Annotated in this window: 15 protein-coding genes; 9 read left to right on the top strand and 6 right to left on the bottom strand. The window is 71.6% G+C overall.

What is annotated here, in order from left to right; genetic code table 11:
* Positions 1-358 precede the first annotated feature (358 nt).
* Together AB0950_RS13100 and AB0950_RS13105 are read left to right on the top strand one after the other, a co-directional pair.
* Positions 359-1,399, top strand: a complete 1,041-nt coding sequence (locus tag AB0950_RS13100) for a hypothetical protein (RefSeq protein WP_366778510.1) — start codon at positions 359-361, stop codon at positions 1,397-1,399.
* 81 nt (positions 1,400-1,480) lie between these two features.
* Positions 1,481-2,320, top strand: a complete 840-nt coding sequence (locus AB0950_RS13105; RefSeq protein ID WP_366778511.1) for a hypothetical protein — start codon at positions 1,481-1,483, stop codon at positions 2,318-2,320.
* 73 nt (positions 2,321-2,393) lie between these two features.
* On the opposite strand, the gene AB0950_RS13110 is transcribed toward AB0950_RS13105, so the two are convergent.
* On the bottom strand, positions 2,394-3,977 hold the full coding sequence (locus AB0950_RS13110; protein WP_366778512.1) for an FAD-dependent monooxygenase: 1,584 nt from the start codon (positions 3,975-3,977) through the stop codon (positions 2,394-2,396).
* A 139-nt stretch (positions 3,978-4,116) separates the two neighbouring features.
* Here AB0950_RS13110 and AB0950_RS13115 point away from each other — a divergent pair, with 139 nt between their 5' ends.
* From AB0950_RS13115 to AB0950_RS13135, 5 genes are all read left to right on the top strand, one after another.
* Complete coding sequence (locus tag AB0950_RS13115) at positions 4,117-5,667, top strand: MFS transporter (protein ID WP_360147917.1); 1,551 nt, start codon at positions 4,117-4,119, stop codon at positions 5,665-5,667.
* A gap of 154 nt (positions 5,668-5,821) precedes the next feature.
* The gene (locus tag AB0950_RS13120; RefSeq protein ID WP_366778513.1) at positions 5,822-6,889 is read left to right on the top strand and encodes an aldo/keto reductase; all 1,068 of its coding nucleotides are present in this window, start codon (positions 5,822-5,824) and stop codon (positions 6,887-6,889) included.
* Between the two features lie 163 nt (positions 6,890-7,052).
* Positions 7,053-8,126 carry a ScbA/BarX family gamma-butyrolactone biosynthesis protein gene (locus AB0950_RS13125; protein ID WP_366778514.1) on the top strand — a complete coding sequence of 358 codons (1,074 nt, stop codon included), beginning with the start codon at positions 7,053-7,055 and terminating at the stop codon, positions 8,124-8,126.
* A gap of 29 nt (positions 8,127-8,155) precedes the next feature.
* Positions 8,156-8,845 carry an HAD-IB family hydrolase gene (locus AB0950_RS13130; protein ID WP_360147908.1) on the top strand — a complete coding sequence of 230 codons (690 nt, stop codon included), beginning with the start codon at positions 8,156-8,158 and terminating at the stop codon, positions 8,843-8,845.
* 28 nt (positions 8,846-8,873) lie between these two features.
* Positions 8,874-9,908 (top strand): ketoacyl-ACP synthase III, encoded by a 1,035-nt coding sequence (locus tag AB0950_RS13135; protein ID WP_360147905.1) that lies wholly within the window; start codon positions 8,874-8,876, stop codon positions 9,906-9,908.
* 253 nt (positions 9,909-10,161) lie between these two features.
* Here the strand turns inward: AB0950_RS13135 and AB0950_RS13140 are convergent, their stop codons facing one another.
* From AB0950_RS13140 to AB0950_RS13155, 4 genes are all read right to left on the bottom strand, one after another.
* The gene (locus AB0950_RS13140; protein WP_360147902.1) at positions 10,162-10,419 is read right to left on the bottom strand and encodes an antibiotic biosynthesis monooxygenase; all 258 of its coding nucleotides are present in this window, start codon (positions 10,417-10,419) and stop codon (positions 10,162-10,164) included.
* Between the two features lie 79 nt (positions 10,420-10,498).
* A complete protein-coding gene (locus AB0950_RS13145) occupies positions 10,499-10,948 on the bottom strand; it encodes a MarR family transcriptional regulator (protein ID WP_360147899.1) in 450 nt (149 codons plus the stop codon).
* A gap of 46 nt (positions 10,949-10,994) precedes the next feature.
* A complete protein-coding gene (locus AB0950_RS13150) occupies positions 10,995-11,444 on the bottom strand; it encodes a hypothetical protein (RefSeq protein WP_366778515.1) in 450 nt (149 codons plus the stop codon).
* Positions 11,445-11,450: 6 nt separating this feature from the next.
* The gene (locus tag AB0950_RS13155) at positions 11,451-12,485 is read right to left on the bottom strand and encodes an aldo/keto reductase (RefSeq protein WP_366778516.1); all 1,035 of its coding nucleotides are present in this window, start codon (positions 12,483-12,485) and stop codon (positions 11,451-11,453) included.
* Positions 12,486-12,711: 226 nt separating this feature from the next.
* Here AB0950_RS13155 and AB0950_RS13160 point away from each other — a divergent pair, with 226 nt between their 5' ends.
* The gene (locus AB0950_RS13160; RefSeq protein ID WP_366778517.1) at positions 12,712-13,506 is read left to right on the top strand and encodes a helix-turn-helix domain-containing protein; all 795 of its coding nucleotides are present in this window, start codon (positions 12,712-12,714) and stop codon (positions 13,504-13,506) included.
* Positions 13,507-13,527: 21 nt separating this feature from the next.
* On the opposite strand, the gene AB0950_RS13165 is transcribed toward AB0950_RS13160, so the two are convergent.
* Positions 13,528-15,057: a UDP-N-acetylglucosamine 1-carboxyvinyltransferase gene (locus tag AB0950_RS13165; protein ID WP_360147887.1), complete on the bottom strand. Its 1,530-nt coding sequence runs from the start codon at positions 15,055-15,057 to the stop codon at positions 13,528-13,530.
* 379 nt (positions 15,058-15,436) lie between these two features.
* Between AB0950_RS13165 and AB0950_RS13170 the strand changes: the two genes are divergently transcribed.
* On the top strand, positions 15,437-18,232 hold the full coding sequence (locus AB0950_RS13170; protein ID WP_366778518.1) for an aconitate hydratase: 2,796 nt from the start codon (positions 15,437-15,439) through the stop codon (positions 18,230-18,232).
* Positions 18,233-18,284 lie beyond the last annotated feature (52 nt).

The following is an 18,284-nucleotide window of genomic DNA, read 5'->3' on the forward strand; positions in this document are numbered from 1 at the left end:
CCCCTTGGCGTGCGGGTGGTGAGTGTCACGTCATGATCGATCGTAGTACAAACATGTACTGCAGAACAAGCATCTTCTGGGATGCACGAAAAGCGTAGTCTTCGATCCAAGAAAAGACTCTGGATCAAAAGAGGACTCTAGTTTAGTGTGGGCGGCACGGCGGCTGCCGTACCTGAGCGAGAAGGGGTGAGTTCTGTTGGATCACCACACGCCGGGGGTCACAGCCGTGCGGGAGCCGGCGGACACGGACACGCTGGCCTTAGTGCTCCGCCGCGCCGCACGACTGCCGCACCTGGCCTCCCGTTATGCCCCCCACCTGCGCGGAGGAGCGGTGCCGGCGCTGGCGGACCTTCCGGTGATGACGCGGGAGGACCTCGCGCGGGCCACCGAGGAGGCGCTGAGCCTGCCGGGCGGCGCGGGTCCGGCTCTGCTGTGGGCGGACGGGGGCACGCTGGCCGACCCGGCGCTGACCCTGCTCCCCGCGGACATGTTCGCGCCGGACGTGCGCACGGTGTGGAATCCGCTGCGTCCGTCCGATGTCCTGGCCAATCTCCACCCACCGGGCCGGCTCAGCCAGGACCACTACTTCCACAACCGCCTCGCCGCCGAGTCGGGCGCGACCGCGCTGGCCCTCGGCCGGCTGCCCGACGGGGGCCACGAGGACTGGCTGGACCTCCTCGCCCGGCTCGGCGTCACCGCCGTGGCGGCCCCGCCGGAAGCCATGGAGCGACTGCTCTCCGGCACCGCGGCCGGCCGCCCGGTGCCCTGGCTGCGCACGCTGCTGCTGGGCGGGGCGACGCACGACACCACCCCCGACTGGCTGATCGCCGAGCGCTTCCCGTACACGGAGGTCTGGCGCCTGTACGGGACACCGAGCACCGGCGCGACCGGCCACCGCGGACCGCAGTGCCTGACGGACGTCTACCACCCGCTGCCGTACCAGCACGTGGAGTTCTCGGGCGGACGGCTGCTGGTCACCTCGCTGCACCCGGACCGGAACCCGCCGCTGATCCGTTACCGGACCGCGGACCGCGGCGAGCCGGCCGCCTGCACCTGCGGGCTGCCGGGCCCGGCCCTGCGGGTCTTCGGCAGCGCGGAGCCGTACGTCCGCCTGCACGGCCGGGCCGTGTCCGCACAGGAACTGGTCTGCCTGGCGGTGGCCACGGGAGAGGTCACCGCCGCGCAGGTCGCGGTGGGCCGGGGTCAACGGCTGCAGCTGCGCGTCCGGTTGGCGCCCGGCGTCCCCGACGACCACCACACGCACGCCTGGATCCGGTTCCGGGTGCTGGAGGGACATCTGACGCTGGCCGCGTGCGTCGACGAGCGGGCGGACGCGTTCGAGGTGGTGGCGGTGGACGAGCTCGACGGCACCGCCGTGCTGGTCACCGAGGACGCCTAGACCAGCCCACGCGGAACCCACGGAGAACCACGCAGGACCCACGCAGGACTCATGCAGGACTCATGCAGGAAAGGAACCTTCATGACCGAGCAGTTCACGTTCCGGCAGACCCTCGCGGCCCCGAGCACCGCCACGCCGCAGGCCGACGACGAGATCCTCGTCGTGGTGCGGGCCGTGGCCCCGGAACACGACGAGATGATCAAGGCGGAGCCGCTGCCGGAGGGCTGGCTGCGGGGCTGGGACATCGCCGGTGTGGTGCTGCGGGGCGCCCCCGAGGGCTTCAGCCCCCTGCCCGGCGACCGGATCGTGGGCGTGGCGTCGGCGGGGACGTGGGCGCCGTGCATGGCGATCCCGGCCGAGTACGCCGTGGTCCTGCCCGACCACGTCAGCTTCGAGCAGGCGGCCGCGCTGCGGGTCGCGGTGCTGACCGCGCTGCGCCTGATCCGCGGCGCCGGGACCGTCTCCGGCCGCCGGGTCATGGTGACCGGGGCCGACCGCGGCATCGGCCGCCTCCTGGTGGAGCTGGCCGCCGCGCTGGGCGCCGAGGTGACCGCGGTGGTCCACGACCCGGCGCGCGCTGCCGAGGTGACGGAGCTGGGCGCGGGCCGGGTGCTGTGCGACCTGGACGGTGTGACCGACACCTGCGACGTCCTCTACGAGGCCGCGTCCGGCGACCTGACGGCGGCGGGCCGGGGGCTGCTCGTGCCGGGCGGTTCGGTCTTCCTGTACGAGTCCTTCACCGCCCACGGCGCCGACATCGGCTTCTTCCGCTTCTTCGGCGGTCCTGAGCAGGCCGGTCTGCGGCACTTCGTGTTCCGCACGGCCACGCCCGAGGACCGCGAACTGGCCCAGATGCTCGACCTGCTGACGACCGGTGAGATCTCGCTGGGTCTCGGCGAGCCGGCCGAGCGGGTCGCCTGACCGGCGGTCGGCCGGAGACGAGGAAAGGGGGGTGCGGCCCACGGGCCGCACCCCCCTTCCGCTGCTTCGCGGATCAGCGGGCGCCGAGCCACTCGGTGAGCTCGGCCCGCAGCCGCCCCAGGTCGTCCTGGTGACCGTGGGCCGCTATGTGGCCGTCGGGCCGCACCAGGTAGTAGCCCTGTGCAGCGCAGCCCGTGGCGGTCCGCGCCGAGCCGGCGGCCAGCGACACGGCCGCCACCTCCGGCCAGGGCGCCGTCACTCCGGCCACCTGCTCGCGCCAGGCCGCGCCGGCGTCACGGCCGACGACGGCCAGCGTCCAGCCGTGCGGCTGGCCGGCGGGACCGGCGAAGCCGTGCGGAACGGCGAGTTCGCGGGGGAAGACCGCCCCCACCCGCAGGCCCCCGGGCATCCGGGAGCGCAGCCGGCAGGCGGAGCGGGAGCCGGGCACCTGGGTGGGGCGGGTCGCCGGGTACGACAGCCGGCGGCCCGCCATCACGGGCGCGTACAGCCGGAACAGCCCGGTGCGCTCGGCGGCCCTGAAGGCCGCGTCCCGCGCCACCACCGCCGAGGGCCGGCGCACCAGCCAGCCCCGGGTCTGGATGTCGGTGTCCCGCACGACGCGCCGCGCCACCGCCGAGCGTTCCGGCCCGTAGGTGGCGAGCAGGGAGGACGGGGCCTGCCCCCGGATCACCGCGGCCAGCTTCCAGGCCAGGTTGTGGGCGTCCTGCATCCCGGTGTTGAGTCCCTGGCCGCCCGCGGGGCTGTGCACATGGGCGGCGTCCCCGGCGATGAAGACCCGGCCGAGCTGGAACGCGCCGGCGTGCCGGGCGTGGATGCGGAACTCCGACACCCACACGGGCTCGGCGAGCGTGATGCCGCTGGGGCCGCGCTCGTCGACGATCCGCTGCATGTTCTCCACGTCGACCCGTTCCCCGGGGCGCAGGCTGCAGAAGAACCGGAAGACCCCCTCCGGCAGCGCCACGATCACGAGGGCACCGGACGCGGACTGGTAGTACAGCGCCTGGTCGGACGGGAGCCGTCCCTTGATCCGGGCGTCGACGAGGGCGAAGGCGCTCTCGTAGGTGGATCCGGTGAACCCGCTGCCCAGTTGGGCGCGTACGGCGCTGCCGGCGCCGTCGGCCCCGACCAGGAAGGGCACCCGGGCGCGCTCGATGCGGCCGTCGGAGTGCTCCAGCACGGCGGTCACCAGAGCGGTGCCCTCGATGCGGCCGGAGAAGTCCAGGCCTTCCAGGGTCAGGAGGCGGACCCCGCGCTCGATCTTGCCCCCCAGCTGCTCCAGGCGGGTGCGCAGGATCCGTTCCGTCTCGTTCTGCGGCAGGCAGAGGGGGCTGAGGTGCTGGGGGAAGTGGAAAGCGGCCAGCCGGCGGCGCTCGGAGAAGTAGCTGAAGGCGTTGATCTGGACGCCCGCGTCGCGCAGTTCGGGCAGCACGCCGAGGTCCTCGAAGAGGTCGATGCTGCGCGGCCAGACCAGCAGCGCCTTGGGGAACGGCGACGGTTCGGGGGCGCGGTCGACGATGCGGACGCGTATGCCGCGCCGCAGCAGTTCGCAGGCGGTGATCATCCCGGTGGGCCCGGCGCCCACGATCAACACCTCGTCGTGCTCGCGTGCCGGCTTCTCCGCTTCTCTGCTCGCCATGGTTCCTCCCGTGTCGGTTCGGCATAGGTCTCAGATTGACGATGGATATCAGATGTCTTACAGTCCTCGGGTATCTTATAGTCGTGCACGGCGGCCGAGAAGATGCGGCAGACGAGAAGAAGCGGAAGAAAGAGGGGACATGACCACGCAGACCGAGACCCGGCCTCTGGTGCCGGAGAGTCGGGAGGGCGCGGGCTCGAGCGTCGTGATGATCGCGGTCGCCCTGGCCAGCGTGCTGCTCCCGCTGGCGGTCACCGCACCGGCGGTGGCCATGCCCGACCTCACCGTCGACCTCGACGCCGGTGTCGCGGCGGGGCAGTGGGTGCAGAACGCCTACGGCGTGACCTTCGCGGCGTGCATGCTGGCGGCCGGCTCGCTGGCCGACCAGTTCGGCAGGCGCCGGGTCCTGGCCGTCGGCACCATCGTGTTCAGCGCCATGTCGGCCGTGGCAGCACTCGCCACGGACATCGTCGTCCTGGACGTTGCCCGGGCACTGCAGGGCATCGGCGCCGCCGGGGTCCTCACCAGCGGCGCGGCCATCCTGGCGGCCTCGTTCTCCGGCCGGCGGCGCACCCAGGCCTTCGGTGTCCTCGGCGCCTCCTTCGGGGCCGGTCTGGCGGTGGGTCCGGTGCTCGGCGGCGCCCTGGTCCACCTGGCGGGCTGGCGCGCGGTGTTCTGGCTGAACGTGGTGCTCGGCGCCGTCGCCCTCGCCCTCATGCCCCGGATCAGGGAATCCAGGGACCCGAACGCCACCCGTGTCGACGTGGCCGGCCTCCTCACGTTCAGCGGCAGCCTGTTCCTGCTCGCGCTCGCTTTCGTGGAGGGCGGCGAGCGCGGCTGGGGCGACCCGGTCACCCTCGGCTCGCTGGCCGGCTTCCTGCTCTTCATGGCGGCGTTCGTCGTGGCCGAACTGCGGGTCGCCCGGCCCATGTTCGACCTGTCGCTGTTCCGCAACCCGACGTTCGTGGTGGTGGTGTGCCAGCCGTTCACCATCACTTTCGGCTTCGTGGTGCTGATCAACTTCCTGCCGCCCTTCTTCACGGGCGTCGGCGGCCGGTCCAGCACCGAGTCGGGCCTTCTGCTGCTGCCCCTGATGCTGCCGGTCTTCGCGCTGCCCCTGCTGATCGGCCGGCTGGTCGCCGACCGGGTCTCGCCGCGGGTGCTGCTCACGGCCAGCTCCGTGCTGATCGCCGTCGGCTCGCTCTGGCTGGTCGTGCTCGAACCCGGCCAGTCCCCGGCCGCCGTGGTCGGCCCGCTGCTCGTCTTCGGCCTGGGAGTCGGCTCGGCCTTCGGCGCCATGGACAACGCCGCGGTCAGCGTCGTCCCGGTGGAGCGGGCCGGCATGGCCTCCGGCATCTTCAACACGATGCGCATCACCGGTGAGACGGTCGCCATCGCCGCTGCGGGTGGCTTCCTGGCCTCCTACACGCGCGGCGAACTGACCGACAACGCACCGCAGTTCAGCAGTCAGGCCGCCCGCCTGGCCGGCGAGGCCACCCAGGGCCGCATCGACGCGGCGCTGTCCGCCGTCGCACCCGCCCGGCGGCCGGAGGCACTCGACGCGGTCGCCCGCAGCCTGACGTCGGGCATGCACGTGGCCTTCGTCTTCCTGGCGCTGCTCGCGGCGGCCGGAGCGCTCGTCACCTACCTGGTCGTCAAGGACCGCCACCTCGCGGACGCGACGGGCTGAACCCCCGCCGCCCCTGAAGCCGGGAGCGTCCGGTAATCCCCCGTTCCGGGCGCTCCCTTCCCGGCCCCGGCCCCCCTCGGCAGCACACCGCCGGCCGCGCGGACAGCGCCGTCCGCGCGTGCCGACCATCCACGTCAACCGAAAGCAGGAGAACATGCGTTACCGCTACCTGGGCGACACCGGACTGTCCGTCTCCGAGCTGTGCTTCGGCGCCATGACCTTCGGCGGCGGCGCCAGCTTCCTCGGCGCCGCCGACCGCAACTGGTCGGAGTTCGGCACGGTCGACGACCAGAACGTGGCGCGGATGATGGACCAGGCCCTCGACGCCGGCATCAACTTCTTCGACACCGCCGACGTCTACAAGAACGGCATGGGCGAGGAGTTCTTCGGCCGCACGCTGAAGAAGGTACGCGACCGCGTCATCATCGGCACCAAGGGCCGCTGGCGGATCACCGACGACCCCAACGACGTCGGCGCCACGCGCCACCACCTGTACGCGGCCGTCGAGGCGAGCCTGCGCCGCCTGGACACCGACTACATCGACCTGTACCACATCCACGGCTTCGACCCGCGAACCTCGCTGGACGAGACCCTGCGCGTGCTCGACGACCTGGTCCGGGCCGGCAAGATCCGCTACATCGGCGTCTCCAACTTCGCCGGCTGGCAGCTGATGAAGGCACTGTCGGTCTCCGACCGCCGCAACCTCAGCCGCTTCGTGTGCTACCAGGGCTACTACAACATCGGCTGCCGCGACCTGGAGCGCGAGATCATCCCGCTCGCCGTCGACCAGAACGTCGGCGTCACCGCCTGGTCGCCGCTGGCCGGCGGCTTCCTCACCGGCAAGTACCGCCGGGGCGAGGGCCGTCCCGAGGGAAGCCGGCTCGCGCAGCGCACCCCTGCCGAGTCCGCTCCGCTCACCGACGAGAACCAGGCCTACGACATCGTCGACGAGATGGCCCGGATAGCCGAGGAGCGCGGTGCGAGCGTCGCCCAGGTCGCCCTGAACTGGGTGCTCGCCAAGCCGGGCATCACCTCGGCGGTCATCGGCGCCACCAAGCCGCACCAGCTCGAGGACAACCTGCGCGCGACGGAGTGGGAGTTCACCGCTGAGGAGCTGGCCCGCCTGGACAAGGTGAGCGAAACCACCGCGCCGTACCCGTACTGGCACATCGGCACCGTGGGCGCGGACCGCAAGCTGCCGGGCGACGTGTACCCGGCCTGACACGCGCAGCGGTCCCATCCGGCGAGTACCGCGCACCCGGCACCACCGCGGAGGGACGACTCGGGCAGTCGTCCCTCCGCCCGCGTTGGTGCCGGCTCCCCGTCCGCACGACCAGCACGACACAGAGCAGGAAGCACCATCCGCGACAGAAAGACAGGAAGCCATGACGACTGCCCCCGACATAACGCAGGGAACACCGTCCCTGGACTACACCCGCACCGTGGACCGCTCCCTGGTCCACCGGGACGCCCTGGGGGAGGTGTTCCTGACCGACCTGCAGCCCGTCGACGACGAGCGCTACGCCGCGGGGGCCCAGTTGCCCCGCTCCCACGCCTACTACGGCGACCACCTGCTGCGCCCCGCCGGCTACGACCCGCTGCTCATCCTGGAGGCATGCCGCCAGGCCGCGCTCGCCGGCGCCCACCGGTTCTTCGGGGTGCCCGCCGACAACAAGTTCATCCTCACGCACCTGGGGCTGCGGCTGGACCACCCGGCCACGCTCGTCGTGGGGTCCTCCCCGCTCCCCCTGGCGATGGCGGTGCGGATCACCAGCCGCAAGGAACGCGAGGGACGGGTCACCGGCCTCGACTACGTGCTCGCGCTGACCACGGCCGACGGCCGGCCCGTGGGCGAGGCGGCCGTCGGACTGCGCTTCAAGACCCCCACCGGCTATCTCACCCTGCGGCTGAACAACCGCGACGGACTGGCGCTGCCGTCCTCCGCGACGTACCCGGTGAGCACGCCCGGGACACCGGTACCGCCGCACCTGGTCGGCCGCGCCAACCCGGACAACGTCGTCCTCGTGGACGCCGCCGTCACCGACCGCGTGGCCCAGGCCCTGCTGCGCATCCCCGCGCACCACGCCAGCCTCTTCGACCACCCGCAGGACCATCTGCCCGGCATGGTCATCGCCGAGGGCGCCCGCCAGCTGGCCGTGCTCGCCGCCCAGGACGTCCAGGGCGTCGCCACGACGAAGACGCTCGTCACCGATCTGGACGTGCGGTTCACCCGCTTCGGCGAGCTGGAGGACGAAACCGTGCTCACCGCATGGGTCGACGACCTCACCGAGCCCGTGCCGACCGCAGGCTCCGTCACCCTCTACACCCTGGCCGGCGCGCTGCCGGCCGAGCGCAAACCCGCCGCGTCGGGCCCCTCGCACACCGTGCGGGTCGAGGCCACGCAGAAGGGCGAGCCGCTGTGCGTCTTCTCCTTCACGCTCAGCCGGATGCCGTCGTGACCGGCCGCACGGGGCAGGCAGGACCGGCCATGACCACGACCGGGACGACCAGGACGGCCGTGTTCTCCGACGTCGACGAGACGCTCATCCGCGTCAAGAGCATGTTCCGCTTCCTCCGCTTCCACCTGCGCTCGCGCGGCGAGCCGGAGGACACCTACCGGAGGCTGGCGGGAGAGCTGCAGGCCGCGGCCCTGCGGGGGGCGCCGCGCAGCGAGATCAACCGCCGCTACTACGGCTTGTACCGCGGGGAGAGCGCCCGCCGGCTGGCCGAGTCGGGGCGGCGCTGGTACCTCGCCGAATGGCGCGACGACCCCGACGGGCTGTTCGTGCCGCAGGTGGAGGACGAACTCAGGCGGCTGCGCAAGGAAGGACGGCTGCTGGTGCTGGTCTCCGGGTCCTTCTTCGCCTGTCTGGACCCGGTCGCCGAGGACATCGGCGCCGATCATGTGCTGGCCACCCGCCCGGTGATCCGGCGGGGGGAACTCACCGGCGAGGTGCTGGTGCCGATGATCGGCGCCGCCAAGGGCCGGGCCGTGCGCGCCGCGGGCGCCGTGGCGGGCGTCGACCTGACGCGCAGCTCCGCGTACGGCGATCACATCAGCGACGTGCCCATGCTCGAGGCCGTCGGCTGTCCGGTCGTCGTCGGCGACGACGGGGAACTGGCCGCCCACGCGCGCAGGAACGGCTGGGCCCGGCTGCTCACGGGCCTGCCGCGGTGAGGGGCGTCAGGACAGGGGAGGGAATCTGATGACACGCATCGGGATCGTGGCGACCGGCTCGTACCTGCCCACGACGGTCGTCACCAACGAGGAGATCGCCCGCGGCGCGGGCGTGACGGACGAGTGGATCGTCCGCAAGACCGGCATCCGCGAGCGGCGCCGGGCCGACGACCGGGACGCCACCTCGGACCTGGCGGCGCGCGCCGCGCGGACCGCGCTGGAACAGGCCGGGGTCGCCGCGGACGAGGTGGCGTACATCGTGCTCGCCACGTCCACACCGGACCACCCGCAGCCGGCCACCGCGAGCATCGTCCAGCATCTGATCGGGGCGCGGAACGCCGCCGCGTTCGACATCAACGCGGTGTGCAGCGGTTTCGTGTACGCCCTCACGGTCGCCGAGCGGCTGCTGCGCACGGCCGGTGACGGCCGGTACGCACTCGTCGTCGGTGCCGACATCTACTCGCGGATCCTGGACTACTCCGACCGCAAGACCGCCATCCTCTTCGGTGACGGCGCCGGAGCCGTCCTGCTGGGCGCGGTGCCGGACCACTCCGGGATCCGCGACACCCTGCTGCTCACCCGCGGCGACCAGTACCGGCTGATCAGCGTGCCGGCCGGGGGCAGCCGGATGCCGGCCGACGAACGCACCCTGAAGGAGGGCGCGCACTTCTTCCGGATGGACGGCCGTGGGGTCCGGTCGTTCGTGCAGGAGCATCTGCCCGGTGCGCTGCACGAGCTGCTGGCCCGGGCCGGGGTGCGGCGCGAGGACGTGGCGCACTTCGTGCCGCACCAGGCCAACGGCGTGATGCTGGGCGAGGTGTGGCCGGCGATCGGGTTGCCGGCGGCGACCATGCACCTGGCGCTGGAACGGTTCGGCAACACCGGCTCGGCCTCCGTGCCCGTGACCCTCGACCTCGCGCACCGGCAGGGCGCCTTCGGGGACGGTGACACGGTGCTCATGGCCGGCTTCGGCGGCGGGATGACCGCGGGCGCGGTGCTCGCCCACTGGGGGCCCACCGCCCACGCCCGGCCTGCCGAGCCCGCACTCGCGGCCGCACGGTGAGCGCCTTCACGGCAGATCGGCGGGCGTGCCTGCGGCAGGCGGCCGTACTGTCCCTGCAGCTACGGCTGCTGGGTGTCGCCCCCGGGGCGGCGCCACCGCCCCGGGTCGCCGTCCGGCCCCGGCAAAGAGAAGAAGGGCAAAGAGAAGAAGGGCAAAGAGAGAGGCAAAGCGAGGCGGCGCCGGGCACGTCCCGGGCAGCGGCGTGAACAGGGGCGGCGGGCCAGGCCCGCCGCCCCTTCGTCGCGCCCGCGTGTCAGCCGGCCGCGGGGTCCGGCACGCGGGTGCCGCGCACCAGCCGCGTCGGGCCCTCGGCCCAGTCGCCCACGGCCGCGAAGAACCGGGCGAAGTGCTCGCCGGCGCAGTGCGCCTCGAAGGCCGCCTCGTCGTCGTGGGCCTCGTAGAGGTGGAAACGGCCCGGGTCCTCGGCATCGGCGATCAGGTCGAAGGCCCGCGTGCCCGGCTCCTCGGCGAGCGAGCGGCGGCCGTCCTCCAGAGTCCGGCCGGCGTCCATGGGCCCGGCCGGTGAAGCGAAACGCCCCGGGCGGAGCCCGGGGCGGGAGGGTGCCGAGGGGGTGCCGTGAGCGCGCGCGTCACTTCTTGGCGCTGTCCGGCTTCCACCCCGACAACTTCTCGGAACAGCGGTCCAGTTGGGCGAAGAGAAGCCGGGCCTCCTCCGGCGTGAAGCAGTCGTCCAGGAGCGCCTCCACCTGGGCGACCGCGGCGTCGGCCCGCCGCAGCAGCGCACTCCCGCTGCGCGTGAGGCGCGCCTCGAGGATGTGGCTGTGGATGGGATGCGGCCGCCGCTCCACGAGGCCGCGCCCCTCCAGGGTCGACAGCACCGACGACATGGTCTGCGGTGTGACCATGCCGCGCCTGGCCAGCGCCGCACCGGACAGGCCCGGCTCCAGCGACAGGGCCAGCAGTACGTTGTACTGCGGCACATTGATCTTGAAGGGGCGCAGGGCCGCGTGCTTGGCGGCGGTCACTTCCTGCTCCACGCGCTTGATGCGGTGCCCGATACGCTCTTCTGCCGTCCCCATGCGGGACAGCATAGCGACAGGCTCCTGATGGGGATACGGCATCTGCTCACCATTCTGCCTCAGATGCCCGAGCGGCCGGATCCCCCGACGGCCGACGCCAGGCGAAACAAAGGTCCTCGCCGGAATCCGGGCGTGCCACGACCAGGCGCAGCGCGAAGGCCAGCACCTCCTGGACGAGGGCGCGCCGCAGGGCCCGGTCGTACGCGTGCTCCCACTGGTGCACGGCGTCCTCGAGCGACACCGGCACCCGGTTGCGGCTCCGGTACCCGAGCCCGTCCAGCAGCCGCTGGGCCTCGGCCATGCGCGCCAGGGTTCCCGGGGTCCACATCCGTGCCAGCACCGCCCGGGCCACCTGTCCTTCCAGGTCGTCCGCGGGAACGGGCGGACGGCAGCCGGCCGGACAGAGGTACCCGGGGAACGGTGCCGGCACGTGGTGCAGCGGTTCACCACAGCCGGCGCACCAGACCATCCCCTCCAGGACGGCGGGCTCCGGCATCCCCGGTCACCCCCGGTTCCGCCGGCGCAGCGCCGGGTCCGCCAGGTGCGGCGGCGTGTAGTCGGCGTCCGCCGGGTTGAGGTCGGTGCCGGGCGGCACCAGTTCGTCGATGCGGTCCAGCACGGCGTCGTCCAGGGTCACGTCCGCCGCGGCGAGCAGGTCGGTGAGCTGCTCGACGGTCCGCGGGCCGATGATCGCGCTGTCGACGGCCCGGTGCGCGAGGACGAAGCCCAGCGCCAGATGGGTCAGCGGCAGCCCGGCCTCCTCGGCGAGCTTGACCAGCTCCTCGACGACCTCGTACTTGCGGACGTTGCCCGGAAGCGTCTGGTCGAACTTGTGGGCGATGAGGTCGCGGCGGAAGTCGTTGAGCACCAGCGGCTCCTGACGCCGGTACCGGCCGGCCAGCCAGCCGCTGGCCAGGGGGCTCCAGGTCAGCACGCCCACGCCGTAGCGCCCGGCGGTCGGCAGCACGCCCCGCTCGATGCCGCGCATGAAGATGGAGTACGGCGGCTGTTCGGTGTGGAACGGCACGTGGCCGCGCCGCTCGGCGATCCACCGCGACTCGACGAGCTGCTCGGCGGGGAAGTCGGAGCTGCCGACGGCGAGCACCTTGCCTTCGCGGACCAGGTCGGACAGGACGGACAGCGTCTCGTCGAGATCGGTCGTCGGGTCCGGCCGGTGAATCTGGTAGAGATCGATCCGGTCGGTGTCCAGGCGCCGCAGGCTGTCCTCGACCGCGCGCCGGATCCAACGGCGCGAGTTTCCGCGCCGGTTGGGGTCGTCGCCCATCGGGAAGTGCACCTTGGTCGCGAGCACCACGTCGTCCCGGCGGCCCTTCAGGGCCTTGCCCACGATCTGCTCGGACTCGCCCGCCGAGTACATGTCCGCCGTGTCGATGAGGTTGACACCGGCGTCCAGCGCGGTGTGCACGAGGCGTACGGCGTCGTCGTGGTCCTTGTTGCCCCATGCTCCGAGCATCATCGTGCCCAGAGCGATGCGGCTGACCGTGATGCCCGTCCGCCCGAGGGTGGTGTAGCGCACGGAGGCTCCTTTCGTCAGATGTGCCGTGCCTCTCCATCCTGCGTGCCGCCCGCCGTGTTTCCAGGCCCGGCGCGTCCCTCCTCCCCGCCGTCCGGCGGACCGGCTTTCCGGGGATCCGCCTTCCTGGTACCGGCAGTACCCGGCAAGGGGTACGATACGCGATAGCTATTCGATATCTGATGCTTGTTAGGTATCTGGCAAGCCGCAGTCTGGGAGTCCGGGAGTCATGGCATCCGACCTGGGAGACTTTCTGCGCGCCCGGCGAGCCGCGCTCAGCCCCGGCGACCTCGGTCTGGCCGCGGGGCCGGCCCGGCGCCGGGTGCGGGGGCTGCGCCGCGAGGAACTGGCCCTGGCGGCGGGCATCAGCGTCGACTACTACGTCCGGCTGGAGCAGGGCCGTACCCGCAATGTGTCGGACGCCGTGATCGACTCGGTCGCCGACGCCCTCCGCCTGGGCCCGGACGAACGGTCCTATTTACGGCACCTGGTGCGACCGCCCCGCCAGAGCCCCGGTCGGACCGCGCCGCAGCGGGTCCGCCCCGGGCTGCGGCGGCTGATGGACCAGCTGCACGACGCGCCGGCCGTCGTCCTGGGCCGCCGCCTGGACGTCCTGGCCTGGAACCGGGCCGCGCTCGCCGTTCTCGACGACTTCGCGACCCGTTCGGCGCCAGAACGCAACTTCGCCCGGCTCGTCTTCGCACCGGACCGAGCCGCCGGCAACCGCCCCCGCTTCGACGACGCGACGGCCGAGGAGGTGGTCGGCGCGCTGCGGTTGTCGGCGGCACGGCATCCCGACGACCCGGGCCTCACCGCCCTCGTCGACGAACTGCTGCGGGACAGCGGCCGGTTCCGTCGGCTGTGGTCCAGCGGCACGGTCCGCCGCAGGCCGCACGGACCGCGGACCGTCCATCACCCGGTGCGGGGGACACTCACGATGTACCTGGAGACGCTGACCCTGCCGGACGACCCCGACCAGACCCTGCTCACCTACACGAACGAGAACCCCGCACAAGACGCCTGACGCCACCGCCCCCGGGAGTGCTCAGATGTCCCGGAACGTCTCGATCTGCGCCCCCACCGAGTTCAGGCGCTCGGCGAGGTCCTCGTAACCCCGGTTGATGACGTACACGTTGCGCAGCACCGACGTGCCCTCGGCGGCCATCATGGCCAGCAGGACGACGACGGCGGGGCGCAGGGCCGGCGGGCACATCATCTCGGCGGCGCGCCAGCGGGTCGGGCCCTCGACCAGCACCCGGTGGGGGTCCAGCAACTGCAGGCGGCCGCCCAGGCGGTTGAGGTCGGTGAGGTAGATCGCGCGGTTGTCGTAGACCCAGTCGTGGATGAGGGTCTTGCCCTGCGCGACGGCCGCGATCGCCGCGAAGAACGGGACGTTGTCGATGTTCAGGCCCGGGAAGGGCATGGGGTGGATCTTGTCGATCGGGGCTTCGAGCTTGGAGGGGCGGACCGTCAGGTCGACCAGGCGGGTGCGGCCGTTGTCCGCGACGTACTCGGGGCTGCGGTCGTGGTCGAGGCCCATCTCCTCCAGGACCGCCAGCTCGATCTCCAGGAACTCGATGGGGACCCGGCGGACCGTCAGTTCGGACTCGGTGACGACGGCGGCGGCCAGCAGGCTCATCGCCTCCACCGGATCCTCGGAGGGGGAGTAGTCCACGTCGACGTCGATGTCCGGCACGCCGTGCACGGTCAGCGTGGTGGTGCCGATGCCCTCCACCTTGACGCCGAGGGCCTCCAGGAAGAAGCACAGGTCCTGGACCATGTAGTTGGAGGAGGCGTTGCGGATGACGGTCACGCCGTCGTGCCGGGCGGCGGCCAGCAGCGCGTTCTCGGTCACGGTGTCGCCGCGCTCGGTCAGCACGATCGGGCGGTCGGGCCGGACCGCGCGGTCGACCTGCGCGTGGTACTGGCCCTCGGTGGCGGCGATGTCCAGGCCGAACCGGCGCAGCGCGATCATGTGCGGCTCGATGGTGCGCGTACCGAGGTCGCAGCCGCCGGCGTAGGGCAGCTTGAAGGCGTCCATGCGGTGCAGCAGCGGGCCGAAGAACATGATGATGGAGCGGGTGCGCACGGCGGCCTGCGCGTCGATGGCCGCCATCTCCAGCTCGGCCGGGGGCACCAGCTCCAGGTCGACGCCGTCGTTGATCCAGCGGGTGCGCACGCCGATGGAGTTCAGCACCTCCAGCAGGCGGTACACCTCCTCGATCCGCGCGACCCGGCGCAGCACCGTGCGTCCCTTGTTCAGCAGCGAGGCGCACAGCAGCGCCACGCAGGCGTTCTTGCTCGTCTTGACGTCGATGGCCCCGGAGAGCCGGCGGCCGCCGACGACGCGCAGATGCATCGGCCCCGCGTATCCCAGCGACACGATCTCGCTGTCCAGGGCCTCACCGATGCGGGCGATCATCTCAAGGCTGATGTTCTGGTTGCCGCGCTCGATGCGGTTGACCGCGCTCTGGCTGGTACCGAGCGCCTCGGCGAGCTGTGCCTGTGTCCAGCCCCGGTGCTGCCGGGCGTCACGGATGAGCTTGCCGATGCGTACGAGGTAGTCGTCTGCCATGAGGTTGAGGCTATCTCAGATATGAGATGCCGCCCGTCATGGGGGGCCATTCGGGTGACGCCGCGTCAATGACCTGCGCCAACGCGGCAGTCCACCCGATTGGAGGCGAGTACCCGATTTCGGCCCTACTCTCCCCCTAGGAGATGAATTCGGCGTATTGCGCGACCCCGCGCGCCGCGACCGGCATGGAGGGGGTGTCCGGGCATGACCATCCGGCCCCCATGTACTAGAGTTATCTCGACATCGAGATATCTGCCAGACGCACCGTAGCCGCCAGCCAGTAAGGGTTACCTAACTTAGCCTTACCTCAGCGGATCGGCCAGACCGGCGTGGCGGCACGATTGACGGTGGTACGCGCACATCAATGAAGGAGACTGTCGTGTCGGCGAACAGCTTCGACGCCCGCAGCACGCTGCAGGTGGGCGACGAGTCGTACGAGATCTTCCGGCTGGACAAGGTGGAGGGCTCGGCCCGCCTGCCGTACAGCCTCAAGGTCCTGCTGGAGAACCTGCTCCGCACGGAGGACGGCGCGAACATCACCGCCGACCACATCCGCGCCCTCGGCGGCTGGGACTCCCAGGCCCAGCCCAGCCAGGAGATCCAGTTCACGCCGGCCCGCGTGATCATGCAGGACTTCACCGGCGTGCCCTGCGTCGTGGACCTCGCGACCATGCGTGAGGCCGTGAAGGAGCTGGGCGGCGACCCGGCGAAGATCAACCCGCTGGCCCCGGCCGAGCTGGTCATCGACCACTCCGTCATCGCCGACAAGTTCGGCACCAACGACGCCTTCAAGCAGAACGTCGAGCTCGAGTACGGCCGCAACAAGGAGCGCTACCAGTTCCTGCGCTGGGGCCAGACCGCCTTCGACGAGTTCAAGGTCGTACCCCCCGGCACCGGCATCGTGCACCAGGTCAACATCGAGCACCTGGCCCGGGTCGTGATGGTCCGCGACGGCAAGGCCTACCCGGACACCCTGGTCGGCACCGACTCGCACACCACCATGGTCAACGGCCTCGGCGTCCTCGGCTGGGGCGTCGGCGGCATCGAGGCCGAGGCCGCCATGCTCGGCCAGCCGGTCTCCATGCTCATCCCGCGCGTCGTCGGCTTCAAGCTCACCGGCGAGCTGCCGCCCGGCACCACCGCCACCGACCTGGTGCTCACCATCACCGAGATGCTCCGCAAGCACGGTGTGGTCGGCAAGTTCGTGGAGTTCTACGGCGAGGGCGTCTCCGCCACGTCGCTGGCGAACCGCGCCACCATCGGCAACATGTCCCCGGAGTTCGGCTCCACCGCCGCGATCTTCCCGATCGACGACGAGACCCTGAACTACCTGCGCCTGACCGGCCGTTCGGACCAGCAGGTCGCCCTGGTCGAGGCCTACGCCAAGCAGCAGGGCCTCTGGCTGGACCCGAAGGCCGAGCCGGACTTCTCCGAGAAGCTCGAGCTGGACCTGTCCACCGTCGTGCCGTCCATCGCCGGCCCGAAGCGCCCGCAGGACCGCATCATCCTCGCCGAGGCCGCCCAGCAGTTCGCCAAGGACGTCCTCAACTACGTCGAGGCCCCCGTCGCCCAGACGCCGGCCGCCGCCACCTCCGTGGTCGACGAGGCGAGCGCCGAGTCCTTCCCGGCCTCCGACGCCCCGGCCTACGGCCACCAGGAGAACGGCGCCGGCGCCCCGCAGCACGGCCACGGCACCGGTGCCGTACCGTCCCACCCGGTCCCGGTGACCGCCCCCGACGGCACGACCTACGAGCTGGACCACGGTGCGGTGACGGTCGCGGCCATCACCTCCTGCACCAACACCTCCAACCCGTACGTCATGATCGGCGCCGCCCTGGTCGCCAAGAAGGCGGTCGAGAAGGGCCTGACCCGCAAGCCGTGGGTCAAGTCCACCCTCGCCCCGGGCTCCAAGGTCGTCACCGACTACTTCGAGAAGGCCGGCCTCACCCCGTACCTGGACAAGCTGGGCTTCAACCTCGTCGGCTACGGCTGCACCACCTGCATCGGCAACTCCGGCCCGCTGCCGGAGGAGGTCTCCAAGGCCGTCAACGACAACGACCTCGCGGTCACCTCGGTCCTCTCCGGCAACCGGAACTTCGAGGGCCGGATCAACCCCGACGTCAAGATGAACTACCTGGCGTCCCCGCCGCTGGTCGTCGCCTACGCCATCGCGGGCTCCATGAAGGTGGACATCACCCGCGAGGCCCTGGGCACCGACCAGGACGGCAACCCGGTCTACCTGAAGGACATCTGGCCCACCGAGGCCGAGGTCAACGAGGTCGTCGCGAGCGCCATCGGCGAGGACATGTTCGCCAAGTCGTACAGCGACGTCTTCGCGGGCGACGCCCAGTGGCAGTCGCTCCCGGTCCCGACCGGCAACACCTTCGAGTGGGACCCGCAGTCCACCTACGTCCGCAAGCCCCCGTACTTCGAGGGCATGGGCATGGAGCCGGCCCCGGTGGAGGACATCACCGGCGCCCGGGTCCTCGCCAAGCTCGGCGACTCGGTCACCACCGACCACATCTCCCCGGCCGGCGCCATCAAGGCCGACACCCCCGCCGGCAAGTACCTCACCGAGCACGGCGTCGAGCGCCGCGACTTCAACAGCTACGGCTCGCGCCGTGGCAACCACGAGGTCATGATCCGCGGCACGTTCGCCAACATCCGCCTGCGCAACCAGATCGCACCGGGCACCGAGGGCGGCTACACGCGTGACTTCACGCAGGAGGGCGGCCCGGTCTCCTTCATCTACGACGCCTCGCAGAACTACCAGGCCGCCGGCATCCCGCTGGTCGTCCTGGCCGGCAAGGAGTACGGCTCCGGCTCGTCCCGCGACTGGGCGGCCAAGGGCACCGCGCTCCTCGGCGTCAAGGCCGTCATCGCCGAGTCGTACGAGCGCATCCACCGCTCGAACCTCATCGGCATGGGCGTGCTGCCGCTGCAGTTCCCGGAGGGCGCCTCCGCCGAGTCCCTCGGCCTGACCGGCGAGGAGACCTTCTCCATCTCCGGCGTGACCGAGCTGAACGAGGGCCGCACCCCGCGCACGGTGAAGGTCACCACCGACACCGGTGTCGAGTTCGACGCGGTCGTCCGCATCGACACCCCCGGTGAGGCCGACTACTACCGCAACGGCGGCATCATGCAGTACGTGCTGCGCAACCTGATCCGCAAGTAAGCGGCAGGACGCAGCGGTTTCAGGGCCGCACCCCCGGCACCGGGCGTGCGGC

Origin of the sequence: Streptomyces sp. NPDC007189 (assembly GCF_040703635.1) — a bacterium.
Classification (GTDB): Bacteria; Actinomycetota; Actinomycetes; order Streptomycetales; family Streptomycetaceae; genus Streptomyces.